The organism is Streptomyces sp. NPDC001634 (assembly GCF_040298185.1).
Classification (GTDB): Bacteria; Actinomycetota; Actinomycetes; order Streptomycetales; family Streptomycetaceae; genus Streptomyces.
Window position 1 is genome coordinate 1 of record NZ_JBEOZU010000057.1, and the last position, 24,453, is coordinate 24,453.

The following is a 24,453-nucleotide window of genomic DNA, read 5'->3' on the forward strand; positions in this document are numbered from 1 at the left end:
CCTCAGACAACGTGATCGACACTGCGGAAGGCCCCGGATGCGACACCCGAAAAGAGTAGCAACTTACCCGTGTGATTTGCGGCGCACGACACTAGGATCGCTGCTGGCCGTGTGCCTGGTCGCCGTGCTCGGCGGAGCGCGCTCCCTGGCCCAGATCGCCCGCTTCGCCGCCGACTGTGACCCGGACCTGTACCAGCCACTCGGACCGGTCAAGGTAACCCCGAACGCCTCCACCCTGGGGCGACTACTGGCCCGGCTGGACGGCGACGCGGTCGACGACTGGTCGGGAGCTGGCTGGCCCGCCACTGCACCGACCCTGCCGACGAGCTCGATGACGCGCTGATCGGGCTCGCGGTGGACGGCAAGACCGTGCGCGGCTCCCGCACCGACGGCACCGCCGTTCACCCGCTCGCAGCCGCCAGGCACGGCGCCCAGGCCGTCATCGCGCAGCGCCAGGTGGGTCGGTGAGGGCGCAGGGCCGGCTGCCGGCTTGGTCCCCCGCATGCTGGATCGGTGCTGGGCGCCCTCGGTGACGCCGCCGCGGTGCCGGACCTCGCCGCCGGTGGGGACGCGATCTGCCCACCCACCGCGCAGCACGCCACGTGCGGCTCACCCTCGCGACAAGTCGGCGGACCGGCGCTGTCGTCAGCACCAGCGCCGTAACCCCGGCCAGGTCAGCGAGCCGAACATCCCCGCGTACGGCCTGGCACCGTCGACTGATCAAGGACAAGTGGACGCAACCCGCCTCGTCGGGACGCCCGCCTGTGCCCGAGGAGCTGCGCGACCTGATCATCCGGCTCGGCGCCGAGAACCCACGATGGGGCTTCCGGCGCGTCCACGGCGAACTCCGTCGGCTGGGGCAGAGGGTCAGTCCGGCCGGCGTCCGCCGGATCCTGCGCGCCGTCGGCCTCGGCCCAGCCCCGTGCCGGCATCCGGTGCGCGGCGAATGGGCCGCCTTCCTCAAGACCCAGGCCCACGGCCTGCTCGCCACCGATCTCTTCCATGTCGACACCATCAGCCCGCAGCGGCTGCACGCCCTGTTCGTCATGGAGGCACGCACCCGCACCGTGCATGTCCCGGGCGTCACCGTCCACACCACCGCCGTCCGGGCCACGCGGCAGGCCCGACAGCTCATATGGCAACTCGGTCAGCGTGCCTACGACTTCACCCACGTCATCCGCGACGGGGGGCGCGAAATTCACCTGGGGGATGTGTCGACTCGCGAAAGCGTGAGGTCGACGAGTACCGGCAAGCTGCCTGACCGCAGGCAGAGAAACGGCCTGGGCGACAGTCCGAACCAGGTTTTCACACGGAACAGGGGTGGCGCGTGGGTGCGGATTCGGTGGCAAGCCGGCGTCTGCTCTCTGACCTGGAACACGGTTGGTTCACTGGAGCGGCGGCGCTATCTGCGCCAGGCGGAGACCAGGTGGACTCCGGCGAGTGCGACGATCAGTCCCGCGCCGACCGCGACCGCCAGCAGAGCCCACCGTCCGGCGCGCTGCGGGGCGGCGATCCCGTGGCGTGCCGGATGGCGGCGCAGGTCGGCTCCGATGAGGCGCGGCAGGCGCCAGACGTAAGCGAGGACGTGCACGGCCATCACGGCGATCCAGCAGATGAAGCTGGCTTTGTGCAGCAGGAGCACCGGAAGCGGACCGGTGTCGGGGCCGAGCAGGGCAAGTGCCACTCCCGAGCCGAGGACGGCGACGCTCGTGGCGACGACCAGGGGGCCGAGCACGCGCAACAGCGGTGCCGGCGGCCCGTGGCGGCGGTACGCGGGCGCTCCCGTGTAGTAGCGGTAGAACCGGTAGCCGGTCGAGCCGATCTTCAGGCAGACCGGGCCGGTCAGCAGCAGCCCGATGAAGAAGTGCAGGGTGAGGAGTTGCCCGAGGAAGAGGATGGTGACGCCCTCGACGGCGAACAGAACCAGCAGCACCGCCCCGGTCACTGCGGTCAGCCGCTCGTTTCCCGCCGGCCCCCCGGACATCGTGCCGGGCCACTCGGGCTTGCCGTCCACCAGAGCCCTGCCGTCGCTCACGGTCACTCGTCCGTCCTCCTGGTGATCAGGCCCCGCGCAGCCCGGATGGCAGTGCTGACGCAACTCCCTCGCGGTGCGCTGGAGCGGGCAGAAGCATGTCTGACGTGGGGTCAAGAACTCGTTCATGTCCGCTGGGGCGACTGCCGGTCCGGTGCGCGATGCTGCGCCCGGTCCAGGCGAAGTGCCAGTGCCGGGCATGCGGCCACCGCGCGCCGAGCGTGCCCGAGGGCTTGACCCGTAAGGGGGGCTGATCCCACGATCGGGTAGCCCCACTCGTCCAACTCGACGAGTTCCGGTAGGAGTTCGGCGCACAGGCCGTAGCCGTCGCATGCGATGCGGTCGATCCCGAGGGAGTGTGTGCCTGACATGCCGTTTACCTCCATTCCCGCTCGTCGGGTACCACTGTGTCCGGAACCGGCAGAACGGGCTCGTGGCCTGCCGCGGCGCACGGGCCGAGGCTCAGATGGTGCCGTGCGTCGTGGGCGAAGACGCGCAGGGCGGTCGCCGCGAAGCGTGACGCGCCGTCGGGGTGCCGGCAGGCGCCGCGCCCGGCGAGCAGTCCCACCCGGCCCTCCAGCCGCTCCCTCAGCCGAGGGTCGGGACTGCCCCAGGCGAGATCCGCGAAGTCCGCGGCCACGGCCGGCAGTCCGAGTCGGCACGGTCCGCACTGCCGTGCACTCTGCGCCGCGAGATATCCGAGCACCCTGGCCGCCTCGGCCAGACCGCAGGCACGGGCGGGAAGCGCCACGAACACTCCGGCACCGGGTCCCGCACCGAGTGACGCCAGCTCCTGCTTGGCGAACGGGACTCCCAGGGCCTGGTCCACCGGCAACCAACTACCGAAGAAGCCGCCCAGCAGGATGGATCCGAGCGGCTCCGAGGCTCCCCCCGCGACGTCCAGTACCTCACCGATCGGTCGGCCCATCGGCACTTCGTAGACGCCCGGCGTGCGCAGGGCGCCGGAGAGGGTCACGAGCGTGGTGCCCGCGGCGTCGGGGCGCCCGGCACTCCGGAACCAGCCGTGACCGTAGCGTGCGATCAGTGCGAGGTGGGCGAGGGTCTCGACGTTGTCGATCAGTGTGGGGCGCCGGCCGACGCCCTTCTCGAAGGGGCGCGGCGGGGTCGCCAGCGGGCGGGCGTCACCGCCGTTCAGCCAGCGCACCAGCGACGTCTCCTCGCTGGAGACGTAGTGGTGGGGCAGTTCGTGCACCATCACCGGCACCGTGTCGAGGCCCCGCCTCTGGCGTTCCTCGACTGCTTCGCGCAGAGCCCGTGCCTGATCCTGCCTGGAGCGCGGTAGGCACAGGTGCGCCACGTCGGCGCCCACCGCGGCGGCGGCCAGTGCGGCGCCGTCCAGCACCAGGTGCGGGGCGAGGTCCAGCAGCGTCTCGTCCTTCCGGCTGGCCGGTTCGCTCTCCATGCCGTTGGCGACCACCACGGCGGTGCCCTTGCCGCCGGCGACCGTGCGCAGTTTGCGGCCGGTGGGGAAGGCCGCGCCGCCCCTGCCGGTCAGTCCCGCGTCCTCCACTGCGCGCACCAGTCGGTCGACCGCGTCGGCGGAGCGGGGAGACGGTGGTGGACCGTACCGGCCGAGGTGCTCGTTCAGGTCGGCCGCGCCACCGGTGGCGTACCAGCCGTGCAGCAGCCGGGAGCCGTACGGGCCCATCATGCCGTCACGCCCGTCGCCGGTCACCAGGGGTGGCTGTCCGTCCGTCATTGCGTCTGTCATTCGGACCCTCCGGCGTCATCGGTCGGCGCGGGCGCCGGGTATACGGCGCCCGTGGCTGCTGGCGCGGGGCCTCTCGCGCGGTGCGCCCAACCCGGCTGCAGCGGCCCGGAACTCAGGAACGCGGTCAGCACCACGGGAACCGCCGCTGCGGTGACCCCCGTCCAGAGCCGCATCGCGACCCGGCCCGGGCCCGCCCGGTACAGCCGCCACCAGACGGCGGCGACGACGAGGGCGACGCATGCGGCGTACAAGGCGAGTTGCAGCGTGAGCCGGGTGTCGGTGCCGGTCCCCGCGGCGTGGAAGAGCGCGACCGGCCAGGCCGCGTAGGCCAGCCAGTGCACGGTCTTCCACCGCCGCTGCCCCATGCGCAGCCGTATCGCACTGGTGGCCGCGACCGCGAGCAGCAGGTCGAACGCGACCGTGCCCAGTCCCAGCCAGAGCGGCCGGTACGAGGCGGTGAACGGCACCACCGTCACCAGCCAGCCCAGGTGGACGAAGGTGTCGAGGATCGCGGTGACGATGTGCACGGCCAGGAAGGCCAGGGTCAGCACCGCCAGGTTGCGGTGCAGCGCGCTCACCTCGAAGCGGGCGAGCCGCCGCGGTGTGTACCGGCCGCCCACGGCGATACCGAGCGCGACGGTCGCGGTGAGCAGCACCAGGGCGACGGTGCCGCCGGCCCGGGTCGCGTACCACAGCGGGCTGGGGCCGGCGGCGAGTGGGACGATTCCGGTCATCGGGCGCCTCCCGCAGTGTCCTCGGGCCAGCCGCAGACTCGCTCGACGGTCCCGTCCACGCGTACCAGCCGCGCGGGCAGCCCCACCCGGCGCAGCCGGCCCAAGGCGCGTTCACCGAGGACGACCGCCTCGGTGCTGGCGATGTTGGCGGCCACGCAACTGACGGCGGCAACGCTGACGGTCCGCCAGACCGGGGCGGGTACGTCGCCAGTGGCGGGATCGACGATGTGATGCAGCCGGCGACCCCCTCGGCGCCAGGTTCGCACCGTGGTGCCGGAGGTGGCGAGGCCGCCCCCGGTGACGCTCACCGTGGGCCGGCCTCCGGCGCCGGGCGCCGCGTGATCGTCGGCGAGGGCGACGCGCCAGCCTCCCGGTGGCGCCTGGCCCGCGACGGAGAGGTCACCGCCAAGGTTGACCAGGACGCCGCAGCCCGCCACCTCGGTGGCGCGGTGGGCGGCCCGGTCCGCGGCGAGGGCCTTGGCGGTCGCGCCGAGGTCGAGCGCGATGCCCGGCGGCATCCGCAGCCGCCGGGCGGCGCTGTCCCATTCCACCGCCCGCCAGCCCGCGGTCGCTCCCGCAAGGCGTACGGGGCCCACGTCCTGCGGTCGCAGCGCGGCGAACGTGACGTCGTAGCCGAGCGCGTTCACGGCGGTTCCGACGGTGGGGTCCACGACGCCGTCGGTCACCTCCGCCGCAAGCAGCGCCACGTCCAGTGCCTCGGCGAACAGGGCGCTCACGTGACGGGGGGCACCCGCCGCGGCATTGGCGCGCGAGAGTTCCGAGTCGCGCCGGAAGCGGCTGCACGCCGCGTCGACGGCGGAGAGTTCGGCCTCGAGCACCTGCCGTGCCGCGTCCATCCCGTCCGGGTCGGCGACGAGAAGCGAGGCGGTGGTACCCAGCGCAGGGAAGGAGAGCGATGCCGGACGTGTGGCGGCGGTCATGACGCACCCGACGTGGTGTGCGACGGTTGTGGAGCCGGTGCCGGGGGCTTCGTCGTGATATGCGCGGATGCGGGGGCGGACGGACCGGTGGCGGACGGCAGGACGGGCGCCGTCCGCTGCTTCGGCACGGTCGTATGCGGGGCCGGGCGGGAGGCCGAGGTGGCGGTCCCGGACGGGTCCGCCGAGTGCGACGGAGTCCGCGGGGTGGTAGGAGTGCTCGACGTGGGGGCGGATGCGGGCGTCGACGGCCGGGAGGTGCTCCCGGGCGCGGACGAGGACTTCCCGGGCAGAGCCCGGGCGTACCCCGTGGCGAGCACCACGGAGCCGGCCGCGGCCGCGGCGGCCACCCAGCGGGTGGTGCTTCCGACCCGGCGCAGGCCGCGCTCCCGGCGACGCACGGCACCGGCCGATGTGGGGTGGTCGGGGTGGGACATGGTTCCTCCTCGGCCGTCGATGTGCCGTCGTGAAGCGCTCGACACCTTGCGGCCACGCCTGTGGGTATCCATCCACCAGCCTGCGCGGGCACCTGTCGGGAACCGGTTCAGGAATCCTTCAGAACCCGCAAAGATCAGCAAACATGCTGGTCGGGACGGTGATGCGAGGTGTCCCGGAGAGGTCGGCGGGTGTTCGGAGTTGTCCTGGGGCGGCTCAGGCGTCGATGGTCCGCGTAGCGCCGGACTCGGACTGGCTGCTGCGGTCGCGTCAGCGCCGGGACGCGGGCAGCGACAGCACCACGGTCACACCGCCGCCAGGCGAGTCCAGCAGGTCGGCGGTGCCGCCGTTGGCGGTGACCAGTCGGTGGACGATGGCCAGGCCCAGCCCGGTACCGCTCGCCTCGGGGTTGCCGAATCTGCGGAACGCGCTTTCCCGCGCGGCCCGGGTCATCCCGGGGCCGTTGTCGACGACCCGCAGCTGAACCGACCCGTTGTGCCGCTTACCGGTGATCAGCACCCGGCCGCCCTCCTGGACCGCGTCGAGGGCGTTGGCGATCAGGTTGTCGAGCACCTGCTCGAGATCTCCCTCGCCGAGGAAGGCGGTGAGCCCGGGGCGGCAGTCGGCGGTGAGCCGGACCCGGCCCGCGTCGGCGACGGGCTCCCAGGCGGCAACGCGTTCGGCCACGACGCGGTCCACCCGGACCGGCACCGGTCGCGGCACCGCGTGCTCGGCGCGAGCCACCGCCAGCATGCCGTCCACCAGCCGGGACAGCCGGGCGATCTCGCCCTGCGCGTCGGCCAGTTCCGCCGCGGTGTCCCCTTCGGCGTCGGCGGCGAGCAGGTCGAGCCGCAGCCGGAGGGCCGCCAGCGGGGTGCGCAGCTGGTGCGACACATCGGCGACCACGGCCCGGTGACCGTGCACCAGGGCCTCGGTGCGCCCGGCCATCGTGTTGAACGTCGCCGCGAGGCGCCGCACCTCCTGCGGCCCTGCCCCGGCCGGCGCCCGCGCGTCCAGCGCCCCCTCGCCCAGCCGCTGCGCCGCCTCGTCCAGCACCCGCAGCGGACGACCGACCCAGCGGGCCAGCAGCACCGACATCAGCACGGCGGCACCCAGGCCACCGACTCCGATCAACGCGAGCCAGCCCCACATCGCCAGAATCCGGTCGTGCAGCGGATCGGCGGACCGGCTCAGGACGGCGACCCCGACGGGGTGCGAGGTGTCACCGATCGGTACGGCGGTGGTCAGCCACTGATCGTCCTGGCGCACCCGGCTGTCGGGGTGGGCGAGCACGGAGAAGACCAGCCCCTTGGAGTCGTCCCCGGCCACGTCGGAACACGCGGTCGACAGCACGACATGGCCCGCACTGTCGTAGACGGTCGCGCAGTCGCCCCTCTTGTGGGCCTCCTCGACCAGGCTTGGTGCCACCGCATCCGTCTTGTGATCGGACAGGTACTCCTCGGCAGCGGAGGCGATCGACCTCGTCTTCGCGGCCGCTTCCTCCCGGAACGAGGTCTGCTCGCGCTGGGTCATGAGCAGCCCGAGCGGTACCACCGCCAGCACCAGTACCGCGGTGATCAGGGCGAGGACACTGAGCGCGATGCGGCGGGTCACGGCGCGTCAGCCGACTTCGCCAAGGCGGAAGCCGCGCCCGTAGACGGTCTCGACCAGTCCGGGCACGCCCAGCTTGCGGCGCAACGCGGCCATATGGACGTCCAGCACCTTCGTGGGCCCGTACCAGTGGGCGTCCCAGGCGCGCTCAAGGATCTCCTGACGCGTCACGACCCGACCCGGATCGGCGGCGAGGCACTGGAGGATGTCGAACTCCTTGGGCGTCAGCGCGACGTCCTCGCCGCCGACCGTCACCTTGCGGGTGCGTGGGTCGACGACGAGCGGGCCGTGGGTCAGCAGTTCGGGCCCGGCAGGGCGGATGCGGCGCAGTACGGCCCTGATGCGTGCCAGCAGCTCCGCCAGGCCGAAGGGCTTGACCAGGTAGTCGTCGGCGCCTTCGTCGAGGGCGGCGACCCGGTCGCCCTCCTCGCCGCGGGCGGTCACCACGATGATCGCCATGTCGGACTGGCGCCGCAGCACGCGGCAGGCCTCGATGCCGTCCATGTCCGGCAGACCGAGGTCGAGCAGGACCACATCGGGCGGCGGTACGTGGGTGAGCGCACCGCGTCCGGAGCCGACGCTGCTCGCCCGGTATCCGGCTCGGTCCAGGCCGCGTACCAGCGACCTGGCGAGCCCTGGATCGTCCTCGACGACCAGCACCGTGAGCGCGTCGGGATCCGCCCTGGGCCCGGTTTTCTGTTCCACGGCACCAAGCCTAGGACGACGTGGACGAGTCTCCGGGCCGGCGGATGGGCAAGGCACGCGCAGGAGCCGCTGCCGCATCGCATCCGCCTGGCTTTGCCACATCTGAAGCTTTCCTGAACGGCTCTCCGATGTGGCGCGACGCAAGCTGATGACATGGCGTACGCGAGCCGGAGGATCGCCTCGCGGCGCTGTCTTCGCCCGAAGGAGGCCGGCCCATGTCCATGCCTGGACCCACACACGACTCCGACCCGGTGCGGCGGCGCGAACGCGGACTTCGGCGTGTGGGCACCACGACCCGCCGGACCGCCACCGCTGCGACGGCCGTAGCCCTTCTGCTCGGGGTTGGTTACGCCCACATGCTGCCGAGCAACCCGGGACCGGTGTCCGATGCGGTTGGGCACTCTTCCCGCAGGCTCCCGCAGCCCCGGGCCAGCGCTCCCGCCTCCACCACACAGCCGGCGCAGACGACGACCGGAGCGTCCTGACCCCCGGTTCCCACCGTCGGCGTGCGGGCATCGCGGTGTGTCAGGGGGGCCGGGGCGTGCCCTGCACCCCTCACACCGCGCATGCAACGGTCGCCGGTTGTGAGGAGCCACGCCGATGCCGGCCCGCATGTCCTACGCCACGACCCGTCCTGCCATCGCTGCCGCCCCGTCCGTGACGGGGCGGCACCCGGGCTCGCACTGCCAGTGGCCTCGGGACTACAGGCGAGCAAACCCCCCTGACCTGCCCTTTTCGCCTTCGCGTCGAAGGCTGCCCCGGTCCACCGTCTTCTGAAGGCGATCGACAGGAGATGCAGTCAGTAATCAGGTCGGCGTAGCGGCTTCGGCCGGGAGCTACTGAGGCGAGAGACCACGGCCTGACGTCATGCGGATGCGGGCGGGGTGGGGCCGTATCAGTGCCCGAGGCGCGCCGAGAGGGTCTTCGCCGCCTCGCTCACCGCGGCGCCGAAGAAGGACTCGGATTCGTCAGTCAATCGGGTCATCGGGATGTTGACACTGAGGCTCGCGATCGGCTCTTTGGTTGCACCCCTGATGGCCGCTGCGACTGAGCCGACGTCGGACCGCCACTCGCCCCTGTTGGTCGCATAGCCCTGTGCTCGTATCCGCTCCAGCTCGGCGAGCATCCGGTCGGGGTCGGTGATGGTCGTGTCGGTGTAGCGCGGAAGCCCCTCGGCGAGCAGTCGGCCGATCACCTCGGCAGGGCTGTGCGCGAGTACCGCCTTGCCGTTGGCGGATGCGTGGAGGGGCAGGGAATGTCCCAGGGACATGCTGGTGCGCACGGGCTTGGACGTCTCCAGCCGCTCGATGAGCACCATCTTGTTCCCTTCCTGAACGGTCAGGTGAATCGTCTCGTCGGTGCGCCGGCGCAGTTCTTCCATCAGCGGTACGGCCGCGTCGCGCAGACCGAGGTCGCCGCTGGCGTGCCGGCCCACGTCCAGCGCTTTCGTGGTCACGACCCAGCGGGTGACCTCGCCTCCTGCGGGACGGATCCACCCCGCCTCGCCCAGCGTGCGCAGTGCACGCTGGACGGAACTCTTGGGCATGCCCAGAACGCGTGACAGCTCGCCGACGCCGATCGGCTGCCGCGTTGCGACCTCTTCAAGGACTCGCAAAGCGTTGAGAACGTTCTGCATCTCCATTGACTCCCTGATCGCTCGTCCCTAACCTCCCCGTACCTTTTTACGGAACGGTGTGCCGTATTACGGCACAGAAGTTGGAGTGATCACAAGTGACGACGCATACTGGGCGGCATTTTTTGCAGATCCCTGGCCCGACCAGCGTCCCCGACCGGGTACTGCAGGCCATCGCGCGACCGACCATCGACCACCGGGGGCCGGAGTTCGCCGAGTTGGGACTGGACGTCCTGGAACGAGTCAAGCCGGTGTTCGGCACCAGCGGTCCCGTCGTCATCTATCCCTCCTCGGGGACCGGGGCGTGGGAAGCGGCGCTGGTCAACACGCTGAGCCCCGGCGACCGTGTGCTGGCGTTCGAGACCGGCCACTTCGCCACCCTGTGGCGCGGCATGGCCGAAGGCCTCGGGCTGGAAGTGGACTTCGTTCCGGGCGACTGGCGGCGCGGCGTGGACCCGCAGGTCGTCGCCGAGCGGCTGGCCGCCGACAAGGCCCACTCCATCGCGGCGGTGATGGTCGTCCACAACGAGACTTCCACCGGCGTCACCAGCCGTGTACCGGAGATCCGAGCGGCCATCGACGAGGCGGGCCATCCCGCTCTGCTCCTGGTCGACACGATCTCCTCGCTGGGATCGATCGACTACCGGCACGAGGAGTGGGGTGTCGACGTCACCATCAGCTGCTCGCAGAAGGGCTTGATGCTGCCCCCGGGGCTCGGCTTCAACGCGGTCAGCGAGAAGGCGCTCGCCGCCGCCGGGCGGGCGCGGTTGCCGCGGTCCTATTGGGACTGGACACCCATTCTCGAGGCCAACCAGCACGGCTACTGGCCCTATACCCCCGCCACCAACATGCTGTACGGGCTGCGCGAGGCCCTGATCATGCTCGAAGAGGAGGGCCTGCCCAACGTGTTCGCACGGCATGACCGTCATGCGGAGGCCACCCGGGCCGCCGTCCAGGGCTGGGGCCTGGAGGTGCTGTGCGCCGACGAGCGGGAGTACTCCAGTGTCCTGACCGCGGTACTGCTGGGCGAGGAGCACGACGCCGATAAGGTCCGTCACATCATCCTGGACCGCTTCGACATGTCCCTGGGCACCGGCCTGAGCAAGCTCGCGGGACGGGTCTTCCGGATCGGCCACCTCGGTCACTTCAACGACCTGACCCTGGCCGGAACGCTCGCCGGCGTTCAGATGGGGCTCGAACTGGCAGGTGTGGACATCAACCCGGCCGGCCTGAGTGCCGCACTGGAGCTGCTGCGCGCCGAGTGAACAGCGCAGTGCAACACCGGTAAGGAGGAAACGAGCAGTGACCACGGCCAGGAGTTCAGGGCCCGTCGGCGAACACGTCATCACGCAGGACCTGATACGCAAGCTTGGGCGGGAACTCGACGGCGAGGTCGCCTTCGACGACTACACCAGGCACCTGTTCGCGCGCGACGCGAGCATGTACTCGATAACTCCGATGGGCGTGGTGTTCCCCCGCCACGCCGGGGATGTGGCGGCCACGGTCGCGGCGGCCGCCGAACACGGAGTGCCCGTCGTCCCGCGCGGGGCCGGCACCAGCCTCGCCGGCCAGACCATCGGGCCGGGCCTCGTGCTGGACCTGTCCCGGCACATGAACCGCATACTTCAGATAGACCCCGACAACCGTACGGCCCACGTCGAGGTGGGCGTGGTGCAGGACCAGCTCAACCGGGCCGCCGCCCCGCAGGGGCTGATGTTCGGCCCCGACACCTCGACCAGCAACCGCGCCACGATCGGCGGCATGATCGGAAACAACTCGGCGGGCAGCGGGTCGGTCCGCTACGGGATGACCATCGATCACGTACGAGAGCTGGACGTGGTGCTCAGCGACGCCAGCCTCGCCCACCTGGCACCAGTGAACGAAACAGAGCGGGCACGCCGGGCACAGGCAGCCACCCTCGAGGGCGATCTCTACCGGCGGCTGCCCGAGATCCTGAACCAGAACGCCTCCTCCATCGCCGAGGGATTCCCCACGTTCTGGCGGCGCGCCGGCGGCTACCGGCTGGACCGGCTCGCCGGGGACGAACCGTTCGACCTGGCCAAGTTCGTCGTGGGCTCCGAGGGCACGCTTGTGGTCGCCACCCAGGCCCTGGTCGACCTCGTGCCCAAGCCGCTTCATACGGTGATCGCCGTCGGTCACTTCACGTCCACGCCCGCCGCCATCGCGGCCACCGAAGATGCGCTGGCCTGCGATCCGGCCGCTGTGGAGCTGATGGACCGTACGATCCTGGAACTGTCCCGGCAGAAGATCGAATACGCCTCGCTGGGCACCATCCTGGAAGGCGACCCCCAGGCGCTGCTCTTCGTGACCTTCACCGGGGACGACGAGCGCGGGCTTCACGGACAGCTGAAGCGGTTGACCGCGCTGTGGCAGCGCCACGGCCACGGCTATCACACGCTGCAGGCCGTCACCGCCGACCAGCAGGCAGCCCTGCTCAAAGTGCGCAAATCAAGCCTCGGTCTGCTGATGGCCGCAAGCGTCGGCTCACGCCGTCCGCTGGCCTTCATCGAGGACACCGCGGTCGATCCCGCGCACCTCGCCGAGTACACCCGGCGCTTCAAGGCGATCCTGGACCGATACGACCTGACGGCCGGGTTCTACGGGCACTGCTCGGTCGGCTGCCTGCACATCCGCCCCTTCCTCGATCTGACCGATCCGGCCCAGGTGCTCACGATGCGCTCGGTCGCGGAGGAGATCAAGGACCTGGTCAGGGAGTACGGCGGCGTCAACTCCAGCGAGCACGGCGACGGGCTGGCCAGGAGCGAGTTCAACCGGGAACTCTTCGGCGACGAACTCTATGAGGCCATGCGCCAGGTGAAAGGCGTATTCGATCCGCACAACCGGATGAACCCGGGCAAGATCGTGGACGCCCCGTCGATGACGGACAACCTGCGGGACGCGGCACTGCCACCGGCCACCCCGGTGCGGACGCGGCTGTCCTTCGAGGTGGTCGGTGGCATGCGCGGCGCGGCGGACCGGTGCATGAACATCGGGCTCTGCCGTAAGAGCGCCACCGGCACCATGTGCCCCTCGTACATGGCGACACTCCAGGAAGAGCACTCCACCCGCGGCCGGGCGAACGCGCTCGTCAACGCCCTGTCACAGCCCGATCCCCGGGCAGCTCTCGGCGACGACCGGCTGCACGACATCATGGACCTGTGCCTGGGATGCAAGGCGTGCAAGAGCGAATGCCCACTCGGCGTGGACATGGCCGCGCTCAAGACCGAAACGCTGTCACACCACCACGACCTGCACGGCACACCGCTACGATCCAGGATCTTCGGTACGATCCGTTCGCTGAACCGCCTTGGCTCGGCGACCGCACCGCTGTCCAACCTGCCCGGGCGCATCCCATCGGTGCGCCGGCTGATGGACCGGCTCATCGGCATCACCCCCGCCAGGCCGCTACCGACGTTCGTGCGGGCCAACCTGCTGCGCTGGTTCAGCCGCCGCACGCCCACGGCACACCCCGCCACCCAGGGAACGGTCGTCTTCCTCGCGGACTCCTTCACCACCTTCACCGAGCCGGACATCGGCCGGGCGGCGATCGAACTGCTGGAACTGGCAGGATGGCAGGTCCACCTGGAGGCCGGCGGCTGCTGTGGCAGGTCCAGTCTGTCCAAAGGGCTCATCGATGACGCCAAGCACAAGGCGCGCGCACTCGCCCAGGTGCTCACCGCTCGCGGGGAACCGCACTCGCCGATCGTGGGGTGCGAACCGTCCTGCCTGATGACTCTGCGCGACGAGCACCTGGCGCTGCTGCCCGACGACGCGGCGGTCAAGGACGTCGCCGGCCGGGTGAAGCAGGTGGAAGAGCTGCTGACCGAAGCCATCGACGACGGACGGCTACGGCTGCGTGCGGACTCCTGGCTCGCCGGGCGCAGGCTGCTCTACCACGGCCACTGCCATCAGAAGGCCGAGGTCGGGACCGCCGCGACCATCGCGCTCCTCAAGCGGATCCCCGGTGTGACGGTCGACGAACTCGACGCCGGATGCTGCGGCATGGCCGGATCCTTCGGATACGAATCCGAGCACTACCACCTGTCGATGACCGTCGGCAACGACCGCCTCTTCCCAGCCATCAAAGCGGCTTCCCCCGACACCGTCGTCGTAGCGACCGGTGTGTCCTGCCGGCAGCAGATCTCCCACGGCGGCGGACGCCGCGCCCTCCACCCTGTGGAACTCGTCCGCTCCGCGCTCCACACCACCTGACAGACCGGGCGATCCCGGCTGAATTCCTCCCCCAAGGCGGGGCTCACACGATGCTCAGCACCGCCGCCGGGGCCCGCACATCCGTATGACGTGTCACTGCCCGCCCGGCCTCGGCCGCGCCTGTGCGAAGACCGCCGAGCGGTAGGCACATCAAGAAGGGAGACGACGCAGCACGCCCCACGAGTCTCGCGTGCAGTCAGTGCGCTGAGACATCCGGCAGTTTGCACCTACAAGGAGGTAGGTCGTTGGCAACGCCGACATCCCTTTTGCGGCATCGATCCCATATGAAGCGATGGACCAGAATTCTGCCCGTCATCGTCTTCGTATACATCATCTGCTACATAGACCGAACGAACATCAGCTTCGCCTTGCCCCACCTCGAGGTGGACATGCACCTCACCGGGGCCCAGGAGGGCTTCGCGAGCGGCGTCTTCTTCTGGGGTTACCTGTTGCTGCAGGTCCCCGGCGGATACATGGCCGAGCGGTGGAGCGCGAAACGGTGGATCGCGATCCTGATGGTGCTGTGGAGCGCGGCCGCGGTGGCTTCAGGGCTGACTCACAACTACACCGAACTCGTACTCACCCGCTTCCTGCTCGGGGTGGCCGAGGGCGGCGTGCAGCCCGCGCTGATGTCCACCATCCGGTCGTGGTTCCCGTTCGCCGAACGCAGCCGGGCATACGTGATCTTCAAGTTGTACACACCGATCGCGGCGATCGTCGCCGCCCCGTTCTCCGGCATCATCCTGACGTACGCGGACTGGCGCTGGATGTTCATCATCCAGGGCGGCGCCCCACTCGTACTCGGGCTTGTCGCATGGCTCGTCATCATCCGCGACACCCCGGCGAAAGCCGAGTGGCTCTCGGCCACCGAGCGGGACCACATCGAGAAGTCCCGCACTGCGGAGGGCGAACCGCTCAAGAACCAGGGGTCATTCAAGGCGGCGTTCAGCAGCCCCATCGTGTGGCTGTTCGCCCTCATCTACACGCTGACCCAACTGGGTCTGCTCGGGCTCTCGATGTGGTTGCCGAGCGTGCTCAAAACGGCCTTCCACACCGACATGAAAGTCGGTGTGGTCGCGATGCTGCCCCAGATCGCAGCCGGCGCGGCGATCATTTTCATCGGCAGGTCCGCGGACCGCCGCGGCAGGCACGTCACCCACATGGTCGCGGTCCTCGGCGTGGGAGCCGTGGTCCTGGCCGGGGCGGGTCTGATCTCGGCACAGCAGAAGTGGCTCGTGCTGGGAGCGATGATCCTGGGCACCGCGGCGTCGATCGCCTGGTACGGACCGTTCTGGGCCACCGTCACCAAGCTCACGCCGGTGGCGGCCGCGGGTGCGGGGATCGGCATCATCAACGGGGTCGGCAACCTCGGTGGATTCTTCGGACCCTACATCGGGGGATGGCTCAAGGACGTCAGCGGGGGATACGCCCTTACTCAGGTGTTCTTCGGCGCGGTCTTCGCGGTGGCGGCGCTGCTCGTCCTGACGCTGCGGAAGAAGCTGCGTAAGGCGACGAGTGTCCCGCCCATCGGTACCGAAACGGAGGGAGCGGAGGGATCACCCACTGTCAGGCCTGCCTGACAGTTCCCTTCCCGCCCGGCCCCTGGGGGGCGGGGCGGCCGAACGCCGCCCCCCCGGCACACAGGCCCGACAGGTGCGGGAGCCGGCTTCGACAACTTTCAGGACAGGAACGGTCCACAGGGGCCGACAAGGGAGATGCGCGGTGCGGTTGGTCAGGTATCGCCAGGCAGAGCACACCGGACGTGGTGCGCTGATCGGCGAGTACATTCACGAGATGGGCGACAGCTCGCTCGGCAGCTCACGGCCTGGCCCCAGGATCGCCTCGCTCGACGAGGTGGAGCTCCTCGCGCCCTGCGACCCGCGGGTCATTGTCTGTGCGGGAAGCAACTACGCAGGACAGATAGCGGAGAAGCAGCGGCCGTGGCCGACCCAGCCGCCGCTGTTCCTCAAAGCCCCCAATGCCGTGGTCGGCCCCGGTGCGGCGGTGGTCCACCCGGCCGGACTGCGCAGGCTGGAGTACGAGGGAGAACTCGCCGTCGTGATCGGCCGCACCGCCCGCGACGTTCCCGCGGCGTCGTTCGCCGACTACGTACTCGGCTACACCTGTGCCAACGACATCACCGCGGACGACTGGCGCGCCGACGGGCAGTGGACCAGAGCCAAGAGCGCGGACACCTTCTGCCCGCTCGGGCCATGGATCGAGACGGACGTGGCCGACCCTGGAGCGCTGCGGCTGGACACCCTCGTCAACGGTCGTACGGTCCAGGACGGCTCCACCGCCGACATGGTCTTCGGCGTGGGTGAACTGCTGGCCTTCGTCACCCGCTGGATCACCCTGCAGCCAGGTGACGTACTGCTCACGGGCAGCCCCGCCGGCGTGGGCCCGCTGGTCCCGGGGGACCGGGTCGAAGTCCGGATCGAAGGCGTGGGAACACTGTCCAATCCGGTGGTCGGCACGGAGCCGCTCGGCGCGCCGGGCACGACGTGAGCGTTTGACCCCGCCCCGGCCGCACCCGTGGTGCATTGTTCAGGTTGACCGAGCGCTGCGCGTCCGGCCGGTGGCACTGGACGAGCCCGGCGACGGTCGACCGAGGTCGCTGGTGCGGGCGTCCCGCCGGAGGTCGACGCCGCCGTCGGTGGAGTACTTGTCGATCTCGCCCGGTCCATCACTGGAGAGGTCGGGATTCTCCAGCGCGGCGACGTTTTGCAGTGCCTGCTCAAGCCGGAGGCCGGGGCCGCGATGGTGCGCAGGCACTGCAGTGCGGGTGCCGATACGTCATCCGGCATGGGCGCGCGGCACGTTGGTACTCGTGGAGGGTACCGCCGAGTCGGTCTCGTCGGCGTACCTCCAGGTGTCTCGCCGTGGTTCGTTGATCCGTTGGGGGAGTGGGCGGAGCGGCCCGACTTGCTTCAGGTCTCGCTTGGCCGGTGCTCGTTGTAGCGGGTCTCGAACTCGCGGAGCGCGTGGAGCAGGTGGCTCTGGTCACAGATCGTGGTGCGGTCGACGTGTTCGCGTGGGCAGGGCCGTATCCAGCGCTCCGTGATGGAGTTCATGCGCGGTGTCTGGATGCCGGTGGTGACGACTTTCAGTCTGGCGTCGGCAGGGCGTTGAAGCCGGCCGGACCGGTACACGTCATGGCCGGGGGAACGCCCGGCGCGGTTGCAGGCCGGCTCGTCACGAGGGCGGCAACTCCCCGCGCTGTCACATTCATTGACGAGTGCATGGCCACTCTGTAGCTTCCTTTCAGTTCAGCTTGCAGTTTTTACATCGAATCATGGGCAATCTCGCAAGATCGACATCGAGATTTTCGCGCAGTCGCCAGCTAGCCGAGTTCGTCACCCCTCGCATCCGTACCCCCACCTCTCCAAGGAGCCGAGGACGAGGATGAGAACCACCGGAAGATCCCCCGCGCTGCCCGCGTCAGGCCGGCAGCGAACCGCCGTCGTCGCGGTGCTCAGCATGCTGGCAGCACTGCTGGCGGTGCTGCAGGCCGTACCCGCCCACGCCGCCGGGACCGACCTGGCGGCCGGCAAGACCATGAGCGCCAGCAGCTACAACCAGACCTACACACCGGCCAACGCCAACGACGGTGACCAAGCCACCTACTGGGAGAGCGCCAACAACGCCTTCCCGCAGTGGCTCCAGGTCGACCTGGGCTCGACCACCAGCGTCAACCAGCTCGTGCTCCAGGTGCCGGTGAACAACTGGCCCACCCGCAGCCAGACTCTGTCGGTCCAGGGCAGCACCGACGGCAGCAACTTCACCACCATCGTGGCGTCCGCCTCGTACACGTTCGATCCGTCCACCAACAGCACGGTCACCATCAACTTCGCGGCGACCGGTACCCGTTACCTGCGGACGCTGGTCACGGCCAACACCGGATGGCCGGCGGCCCAGATCTCCGGGTTCCAGGTGTACGGGCCGAGCACCGCCGACACCACGCCCCCCACCGCGCCCGGCACCCTGCGCTACACCCAGCCGCAGGCCGGTCAGATCGCCCTGTCGTGGGGAGCGTCGACCGACAACGTCGGCGTCACCGCCTACGACGTCTACCGCAACGGCGCGCTGGCCGTCAGCGTCGGCGGCACCACCTTGACCTGGACCGACTCCCAGCCGGGCACGGCGACGGTGTCGTACTACGTCAAGGCGCGCGACGCCGCCGGCAACGTCTCGCCCGCCGGCAACACCGTCACCCGCACCGGCACCGGCGGCAGCGGCACCAACCTGGCGCTGCACAAGCCGATCACCGGTAGCCCGTACACGTACACCTACGCCCCGGCGAACGCGAACGACGGCGATCTCACCACGTACTTCGAGGGCTCCTCGTACCCGAGCCGGCTCACCGTGCAGCTCGGCGCGAACGCCGACGTCACCTCCGTCGTGGTGAAGCTGAACCCGGCCTCGGCCTGGTCCACCCGCACCCAGACCATCCAGGTACTCGGCCGTGAGCAGAGCGCGACGGACTTCACCAGCATCTCGGCCGCGCAGACGTACACCTTCGACCCCGGTACCAACAACACCGTCACCATCCCGGTGAGCGCCACGGTCGCGGACGTCGAGCTGAGCATCACCAGCAACAGCGGAGCCCCCGGCGGCCAGGTCGGCGAGCTCCAGGTGATCGGCACTCCGTCCCCGAACCCCGACCTGACGGTCTCCGCGTCCTCGTGGTCCCCGTCCGCCCCGGTGGAGACCGACTCGGTCACCGCGTCCGCCACGGTCGCCAACGTGGGCACCGCGGCCTCTCCGGCCTCCAACGTCAACTTCTACCTGGGCAGCACCAAGGTCGGCACCGCCCCCGTCGGCGCGCTGGCGGCCGGCGCCTCCGCCAGGGTGTCCGCGGTGATCGGCGCGCAGACGGCCGGTTCGTACCAACTCACCGCCAAGGTGGACGAGGCGAAGAGCTTCATCGAGCTGGGCTACGACAACAACGCCTACACCAACCCGGACAACCTCGTCGTCGCGCCGGTACAGAGCTCGGACCTGGTCGGAACCGTGGACTGGACCCCGAACAACCCGTCGGCGGGCAACAACGTCAAGTTCTCGGTGACGCTGAGGAACCAGGGCACGATCGCCTCGGGCAGCGGTTCCCACGGCGTCACGCTCACCCTGCTCGACAGCACCGGCAAGACGCTCACCACCCTCACCGGCTCCTACTCCGGCACGATTGCTGCCGGCGCCAGTGCTCCCTCCGTGAACCTGGGCAGTTGGACGGCCGTCAACGGCAAGTACACGGTGCACACCGTGGTCGCCGTCGACCCCAACGAGCTGTCGGTCAAGCAGGCCAACAACACCAGCGACACCTCGCTGTTCGTCGGCCGCGGCGCCAACATGCCCTATGACGTCTACCAGGGCGAGGACGGCCAGATCGGCGGCGGCGCCGCCGTGGTCGGCCCCAACCGCACCATCGGCGACCTGGCCGGTGAGGCGTCCGGGCGCAAGGCCGTCACCCTGAACACCACCGGCTCCTACGTCCAGTGGACCACCCGGGCCAGCACCAACACCCTGGTGACCCGCTTCTCCATCCCCGACGCCCCCGGCGGCGGTGGCGACACCGCCACCCTGAACCTCTATGTCGACGGCACCTTCCGGCAGACCATCACGCTGAACTCCAAGTTCGCCTGGCTGTACGGCGCGGAGACCGGACCGGGCAACAACCCCGGCGCCGGATCGCCGCGTCACATCTACGACGAGGCGCACGTGATGCTCGACCGGACCGTGCCCCAGGGCAGCGTCATCAAGCTGCAGAAGGACTCGTCCAACACCTCGCAGTACGCGATCGACTACATCAACACCGAGCAGGTCGCCCCGGTCGCCAACCCGGACCCGAACGCCTACCTCACCCCGGCCGGCTTCGGCCAGCAGGACGTGCAGAACGCGCTCGACACCGTTCGCCAGGACACCACGGGCAAGCTCGTCGGCGTCTACCTGCCCGCCGGGCAGTACCAGACCACCGGCAAGTTCAACGTCTATGGCAAAGCCGTCAAGGTGGTGGGCGCAGGACCCTGGTACACCCAGTTCAACTCGCCCACCACGTCGGAGAACTCGGACGTCGGCTGGTCGGTGCAGAGCAGCGCCAACGGCTCGACTTTCCAGGGCTTCGGCTGGTTCGGCAACTACACCTCCCGTATCGACGGGCCCGGCAAGGTCTTCGACCTGACCGACGTCTCCAACATCACCGTCGACGACGTCTGGATCGAGCACCAGGTGTGCGCCATCTGGGGCACCCACGTGAACGGGCTGAAGGCCACGAACATGCGGATCCGCGACACCTTCGCGGACGGCATCAACCTCACCAACGGCAGCCAGAACAACCTGGTGAGCAACGACGAGGCCCGATCGACAGGCGACGACAGCTTCGCGCTGTTCGCGGCCCAGGACCACAACTCCTCGGACCTGACCGACAACACTTTCCAGAACCTGACCGCGCTGACCCCGTGGCGGGCGGCCGGTGTCGCCGTCTACGGCGGTGAGAACAACACCCTGCAGAACCTGTACGTGGCCGACACGCTGACCTATGCGGGCATCACCATCAGCTCGCTGAACTTCGGCTATCCCTTCCAGGGATTCGGCACCCAGCCGACTACCGTCCAGAACGTCTCGCTGGTGCGCGACGGTGGTCACTTCTGGGGCGGCCAGGTGTTCCCCGCGATCTGGCTGTTCTCCGCGACCCAGCCGTTCCAGGGGATCCGGGTGAACGACACCGACATCGTCGACCCGACGTACGCCGGCATCATGTTCCAGACCGACTACGTGGGCGGCACGGCGCTCAATCCCGTCAAGGACACCGTCTTCACCAACACGTCCATCACCGGGGCACAGCAGAGCGGAGACGCCTACGACGCCAAGTCCGGCTATGGCATCTGGGCCAACCCGATGCCCGAATCGGGACAGGGCCCGGCCGTGGGCTCGGCGACGTTCAACCACCTGACCCAGAGCAACAACCACATCGACGTCTACAACCCGACCACGACCTTCACCATCAACGTCAATCCCTGACGGCAACGCGCCCGGGGGCCGGCCCACCAACCGCGTGGGCCGGCCCCCGTACCGTTGTATGCGGCTCCTCTTTCAACGCTCTAGAGAATATTTTCTTCATTTGATTGGCATCTTGCGATGCACTGTCATGCTCAGTACGGTCGGGGCGCCGATCCCCCACATTCCCTGAAGGAGCATCCAATGCGTGAGATCCCAAGGCCCTTACGGCGCACGGGGCTCGCCCCGCGCCTGGCTGTGGCCCTTGTCGCCGCGCTCGGCCTGGTGTGGATGTCCTTCGCGCCGGCCGGCGCCGCCTCCCGCACCGCGGCTGCCCCACCGGCGTCGGCCGCCGACGCGCCGGCCGCGAGCACACCGGCGGGCGCCACCACTCCGTTCACCACCTATGAGGCCGAGGCCGGCACCCTGGGCGGGGGCGCCGGCAGGGTGTCGCTGACCTCGGCGCCAACGACGCAGTACTCGAGCGCTGCACTCGAGGCGTCCGGGCACGCGTACGTCCACTTGGGCACCACCGGTCAGTCGGTGCAGTGGACGAACAACACGGGCCAACCCATCAGCTTCATCAACGTCCGGGCCAGCATTCCCGACTCCTCGTCGGGCGGCGGCACCACCGGCACGCTGAACCTGTACGTCAACGGCACCTTCCGGCAGGCGTTGAACCTCAACTCCAAGCAGACCTGGGTGTACGAGGGCAACAACAACTACAACACCAGCGACAACCAGAACCCGGCGGACGGCTCTCCGCGGGTGTTCTTCGACGAGTCGCACACGTTCGTCGTGGGCACGCCCATCGCCCCCGGCAGCACATTCTCGCTGCAGAAGGACTCCTCGAACAGTGCGTCGTTCTACGACGTCGACGCCATCGACGTGGAGAACCCGCCGGCACCGATCGCCCAACCCGCCAACTCGATCTCCATCACCAGTTGCGGCGCGGTGTCCGACGACAACCCGACCAACGGGTCCGCCGACCCCCAGTCGGTGGACAGCACCGCCGCCATCCAGAACTGCATCAACCAGGCGCAGTCCCAGGGCAAGGTCCTCTGGTTTCCGCCGGGCACCTTCTACGTGAAGGGCACCACCGGCCTGCGCGCGCGGGGCATCACCATCGCCGGGGCCGGGATGTGGTACACCACGATCTACCGTGACGTGCCGGTGCCCAACAGCACCCCCCTGGCGGCGCTGTTCTCCCTGACCTCGTGCACCGTACGGGACTTCCACATCGACGCCAACGCCGTCAGCCGCGGCACTGTCGGCGGCGACGGTGGCGCCATGGACACCACCGGCACCAACTGGGTGGCCGACGGCATCTGGACCCAGCACACCATGTCCGGCTTCTGGGCCTCGGGCACCGGCGGAAAGGTGCAGAACAGCCGCCTGACCTCGATCTGGGCCGACGGGATCAACCTGAACAACGTGTCGCTCGACGCGAACACCGGAAACGACCTGACCGCCACGAACAACTTCGTGCGCGGCACCGGTGACGACGCGATGGCGATCAACTCGGTCAACTACAACACCAGCGGCAGCACGACGACCTACTACAACCCGATGACCCACATCACCTTCACCGACAACACCGCGATCGCGCCGTGGGGCGGCAAGGGCATCGGGATCTACGGCGGAAGCGGCCACCAGGTCAGCAACAACTACATCAGCGACACCGCGCGGTACATCGGACTGGGCGCCGGCCGCTTCGGCGTCAACGGCAACGACCTGCTGTCCGCGACCGTGACCGGCAACGTCGTCGTCAGGTCGGGCGGCAACGCCTACAGCCAGGGCCAGCCCGCGCTGCACATCGGCAACGGCGGCGACGGCCAGAACACCGGCGTCGTCGACCACGTCACCGTCACCGGCAACACCGTGTCCGACTCCCTCTACGACGGGATCGGCTTCTCCACCTCGACCAACACGCTGCTGCAGAACAACACGATCACCAACCCCGGCCGCAACGGAGTGGTGATCGCACCGCCGTACTACCCGGCGCCCAGCGGATCCGCCACGATCACCGGAAACACCCTCACCGGACTGCACTCGGGGAACACCGCGTTCACCAACAACTCCAGCGGCTTCACCGCGATGGTGAGCGACAACAGCTGGCAGAACCCCGTGCCCGAGGGTCCCTACGGCGGCACTCCCGCCGCGGTACCGGGCACCGTGCAGGCGGAGAACTACGACACCGGCGGTCAGGGCGTCGCCTACAACGTCAGCTCGGTCAACGGCAACGGCACTGCCTACCGCTCCGACGGCGTCGACCTGGAGACCACCTCCGACACCGGCGGCGGCTACAACCTCGGCTGGACCAGCAGCGGGCAGTGGTTCCGCTACACCGTGGACGTCGCCACGGCCGGCACCTACACCGTCAGCCTGAGGACCGCGGCTCCCGCCGCCGTGACCGACGCGTTGCACCTGTCCAACGCATCCGGAACCAACCTCAGCGGAGCGGTCGACATCCCCGCCACCGGCGGCTGGCAGACCTGGACCACGGTCACCGCCAATGTCACACTCCCGGCCGGTCGGCAGGTCCTCACGCTCAACCAGGACAACAGCGGCTGGAATCTCAACCACCTCAGCTTCGCCGCGGCGAGCGGCTCCCCGTCGGCCACCTTGTCGGTCTCGCCGGCCTCGCTGACCTTCGCCGGCCAGACGCTGCACACCACCAGCGCGGCGCAAACGGTCACGGTGACCAACACCGGCACGGCGACAGCGACGATCTCCGGTGTCACCGTCTCCGGTGACTACGCCCAGACCAACACCTGTGACACCTCCGTTGCCGCCGGGGCCTCCTGTTCGGTCAGCGTCACCTTCACGCCGACCGCCTCCGGCACACGCACCGGCACACTCACCATCAAGGGCAACGCCTCCAACAGCCCCACCACCGTGGTGCTGTCCGGCACGGGCGCCACCACCAGCACCGACCTGGCCGCCGGCAAGGCCACCAGCGAGTCCAGCCACACCCAGACGTACGCGTCGTCGAACGTCACCGACGGCAACCAGAGCACCTACTGGGAGAGCGCCAACAACGCCTTCCCGCAGTGGGTGCAGGTGGACCTCGGCTCCGCCCAGAGCGCGTCCCGCGTGGTCCTCCAGCTGCCCGCCGGCTGGGGTGCCCGTACCCAGACGCTGTCCCTGCTCGGGAGCACTGACGACGCCACCTTCACCACGGTCAAGGCGTCGGCGAGCTATACCTTCGACCCGTCCGGCAACAACACCGTCACCATTACCTTCCCCACCACCGCCCAGCGCTACTTCCGGGTGAACACCACGGGGAACTCGGGGTGGCCGGCCGGGCAGCTCTCGGAGTTCCAGGTCTGGAGCTCCTGAATCGGCCGGCACCTCACCGGTACGTCCCTGCTGGTGTCTGTGCCTGCCGAAACTGACGGCATGAC

General features: G+C 69.5%; 17 protein-coding genes and 1 pseudogene. 8 read left to right on the plus strand and 10 right to left on the minus strand.

Annotated features, from left to right (window positions below; genetic code table 11):
* Window positions 1-76: 76 nt before the first annotated feature.
* Together ABT186_RS31040 and ABT186_RS31045 are read left to right on the plus strand one after the other, a co-directional pair.
* On the plus strand, window positions 77-343 hold the full coding sequence (locus ABT186_RS31040) for a transposase family protein (RefSeq protein ID WP_351927871.1): 267 nt from the start codon (window positions 77-79) through the stop codon (window positions 341-343).
* A 421-nt stretch (window positions 344-764) separates the two neighbouring features.
* Window positions 765-851: pseudogene (locus tag ABT186_RS31045) on the plus strand (integrase core domain-containing protein); the annotation flags it as partial.
* A 551-nt stretch (window positions 852-1,402) separates the two neighbouring features.
* Here ABT186_RS31045 and ABT186_RS31050 read toward each other — a convergent pair.
* From ABT186_RS31050 to ABT186_RS31090, 9 genes are all read right to left on the minus strand, one after another.
* Window positions 1,403-2,041: a hypothetical protein gene (locus ABT186_RS31050; RefSeq protein ID WP_351927873.1), complete on the minus strand. Its 639-nt coding sequence runs from the start codon at window positions 2,039-2,041 to the stop codon at window positions 1,403-1,405.
* A 116-nt stretch (window positions 2,042-2,157) separates the two neighbouring features.
* On the minus strand, window positions 2,158-2,403 hold the full coding sequence (locus ABT186_RS31055) for a ferredoxin (RefSeq protein WP_228620829.1): 246 nt from the start codon (window positions 2,401-2,403) through the stop codon (window positions 2,158-2,160).
* 5 nt (window positions 2,404-2,408) lie between these two features.
* Window positions 2,409-3,764: an NADH-ubiquinone oxidoreductase-F iron-sulfur binding region domain-containing protein gene (locus ABT186_RS31060; protein WP_351232003.1), complete on the minus strand. Its 1,356-nt coding sequence runs from the start codon at window positions 3,762-3,764 to the stop codon at window positions 2,409-2,411.
* Entirely contained in the window at window positions 3,761-4,498 is a 738-nt protein-coding gene (locus ABT186_RS31065) for a ferric reductase-like transmembrane domain-containing protein (RefSeq protein WP_351927875.1), read from the minus strand. The genes ABT186_RS31060 and ABT186_RS31065 overlap by 4 nt, the downstream gene beginning before the upstream one ends.
* Window positions 4,495-5,439, minus strand: coding sequence for an FAD:protein FMN transferase (locus ABT186_RS31070; RefSeq protein ID WP_351927877.1), 945 nt, complete (start codon window positions 5,437-5,439; stop codon window positions 4,495-4,497). The genes ABT186_RS31065 and ABT186_RS31070 overlap by 4 nt, the downstream gene beginning before the upstream one ends.
* On the minus strand, window positions 5,436-5,873 hold the full coding sequence (locus ABT186_RS31075; protein ID WP_351927879.1) for a hypothetical protein: 438 nt from the start codon (window positions 5,871-5,873) through the stop codon (window positions 5,436-5,438). Before ABT186_RS31075 ends, ABT186_RS31070 begins: the two co-directional genes overlap by 4 nt.
* 268 nt (window positions 5,874-6,141) lie before the next feature.
* Window positions 6,142-7,485, minus strand: a complete 1,344-nt coding sequence (locus ABT186_RS31080; RefSeq protein WP_351927881.1) for a sensor histidine kinase — start codon at window positions 7,483-7,485, stop codon at window positions 6,142-6,144.
* A 6-nt stretch (window positions 7,486-7,491) separates the two neighbouring features.
* Window positions 7,492-8,187, minus strand: a complete 696-nt coding sequence (locus tag ABT186_RS31085; protein WP_228620834.1) for a response regulator transcription factor — start codon at window positions 8,185-8,187, stop codon at window positions 7,492-7,494.
* 895 nt (window positions 8,188-9,082) lie between these two features.
* A complete protein-coding gene (locus tag ABT186_RS31090; protein ID WP_351237263.1) occupies window positions 9,083-9,823 on the minus strand; it encodes an IclR family transcriptional regulator in 741 nt (246 codons plus the stop codon).
* A gap of 95 nt (window positions 9,824-9,918) precedes the next feature.
* On the opposite strand from ABT186_RS31090, the gene ABT186_RS31095 reads away from it, so the two are divergent.
* The 4 genes from ABT186_RS31095 (at window position 9,919) to ABT186_RS31110 (ending at window position 16,561) form a co-directional block, all read left to right on the plus strand.
* Window positions 9,919-11,085 (plus strand): pyridoxal-phosphate-dependent aminotransferase family protein, encoded by a 1,167-nt coding sequence (locus ABT186_RS31095; RefSeq protein WP_351237261.1) that lies wholly within the window; start codon window positions 9,919-9,921, stop codon window positions 11,083-11,085.
* Window positions 11,086-11,122: 37 nt separating this feature from the next.
* Entirely contained in the window at window positions 11,123-14,053 is a 2,931-nt protein-coding gene (locus tag ABT186_RS31100; RefSeq protein ID WP_351927883.1) for an FAD-binding and (Fe-S)-binding domain-containing protein, read from the plus strand.
* 284 nt (window positions 14,054-14,337) lie between these two features.
* A complete protein-coding gene (locus ABT186_RS31105; protein ID WP_351927885.1) occupies window positions 14,338-15,633 on the plus strand; it encodes an MFS transporter in 1,296 nt (431 codons plus the stop codon).
* Window positions 15,634-15,775: 142 nt separating this feature from the next.
* Window positions 15,776-16,561, plus strand: a complete 786-nt coding sequence (locus tag ABT186_RS31110) for a fumarylacetoacetate hydrolase family protein (RefSeq protein ID WP_351234288.1) — start codon at window positions 15,776-15,778, stop codon at window positions 16,559-16,561.
* A 422-nt stretch (window positions 16,562-16,983) separates the two neighbouring features.
* On the opposite strand, the gene ABT186_RS31115 is transcribed toward ABT186_RS31110, so the two are convergent.
* The gene (locus tag ABT186_RS31115) at window positions 16,984-17,127 is read right to left on the minus strand and encodes a hypothetical protein (RefSeq protein WP_351234290.1); all 144 of its coding nucleotides are present in this window, start codon (window positions 17,125-17,127) and stop codon (window positions 16,984-16,986) included.
* A 331-nt stretch (window positions 17,128-17,458) separates the two neighbouring features.
* On the opposite strand from ABT186_RS31115, the gene ABT186_RS31120 reads away from it, so the two are divergent.
* Both ABT186_RS31120 and ABT186_RS31125 read left to right on the plus strand, forming a co-directional pair.
* Window positions 17,459-21,070, plus strand: a complete 3,612-nt coding sequence (locus tag ABT186_RS31120) for a discoidin domain-containing protein (protein WP_351234292.1) — start codon at window positions 17,459-17,461, stop codon at window positions 21,068-21,070.
* Window positions 21,071-21,250: 180 nt separating this feature from the next.
* Entirely contained in the window at window positions 21,251-24,388 is a 3,138-nt protein-coding gene (locus ABT186_RS31125; RefSeq protein ID WP_351927887.1) for a carbohydrate-binding protein, read from the plus strand.
* Window positions 24,389-24,453: the final 65 nt, after the last annotated feature.

What these genes read in the sequence shown, in the direction of transcription:
- ABT186_RS31055 (WP_228620829.1), bottom strand. Translation starts at nt 2,403, where the DNA reads ATGTCAGGCACACACTCCCTCGGGATCGACCGCATCGCATGCGACGGC.
- ABT186_RS31060 (WP_351232003.1), bottom strand. Translation starts at nt 3,764, where the DNA reads ATGACAGACGCAATGACGGACGGACAGCCACCCCTGGTGACCGGCGAC.
- ABT186_RS31065 (WP_351927875.1), bottom strand. Translation starts at nt 4,498, where the DNA reads ATGACCGGAATCGTCCCACTCGCCGCCGGCCCCAGCCCGCTGTGGTAC.
- ABT186_RS31070 (WP_351927877.1), bottom strand. Translation starts at nt 5,439, where the DNA reads ATGACCGCCGCCACACGTCCGGCATCGCTCTCCTTCCCTGCGCTGGGT.
- ABT186_RS31075 (WP_351927879.1), bottom strand. Translation starts at nt 5,873, where the DNA reads ATGTCCCACCCCGACCACCCCACATCGGCCGGTGCCGTGCGTCGCCGG.
- ABT186_RS31090 (WP_351237263.1), bottom strand. Translation starts at nt 9,823, where the DNA reads ATGCAGAACGTTCTCAACGCTTTGCGAGTCCTTGAAGAGGTCGCAACG.
- ABT186_RS31105 (WP_351927885.1), top strand. Translation starts at nt 14,338, where the DNA reads ATGAAGCGATGGACCAGAATTCTGCCCGTCATCGTCTTCGTATACATC.
- ABT186_RS31115 (WP_351234290.1), bottom strand. Translation starts at nt 17,127, where the DNA reads ATGAACTCCATCACGGAGCGCTGGATACGGCCCTGCCCACGCGAACAC.
- ABT186_RS31120 (WP_351234292.1), top strand. Translation starts at nt 17,459, where the DNA reads ATGAGAACCACCGGAAGATCCCCCGCGCTGCCCGCGTCAGGCCGGCAG.
- ABT186_RS31125 (WP_351927887.1), top strand. Translation starts at nt 21,251, where the DNA reads ATGCGTGAGATCCCAAGGCCCTTACGGCGCACGGGGCTCGCCCCGCGC.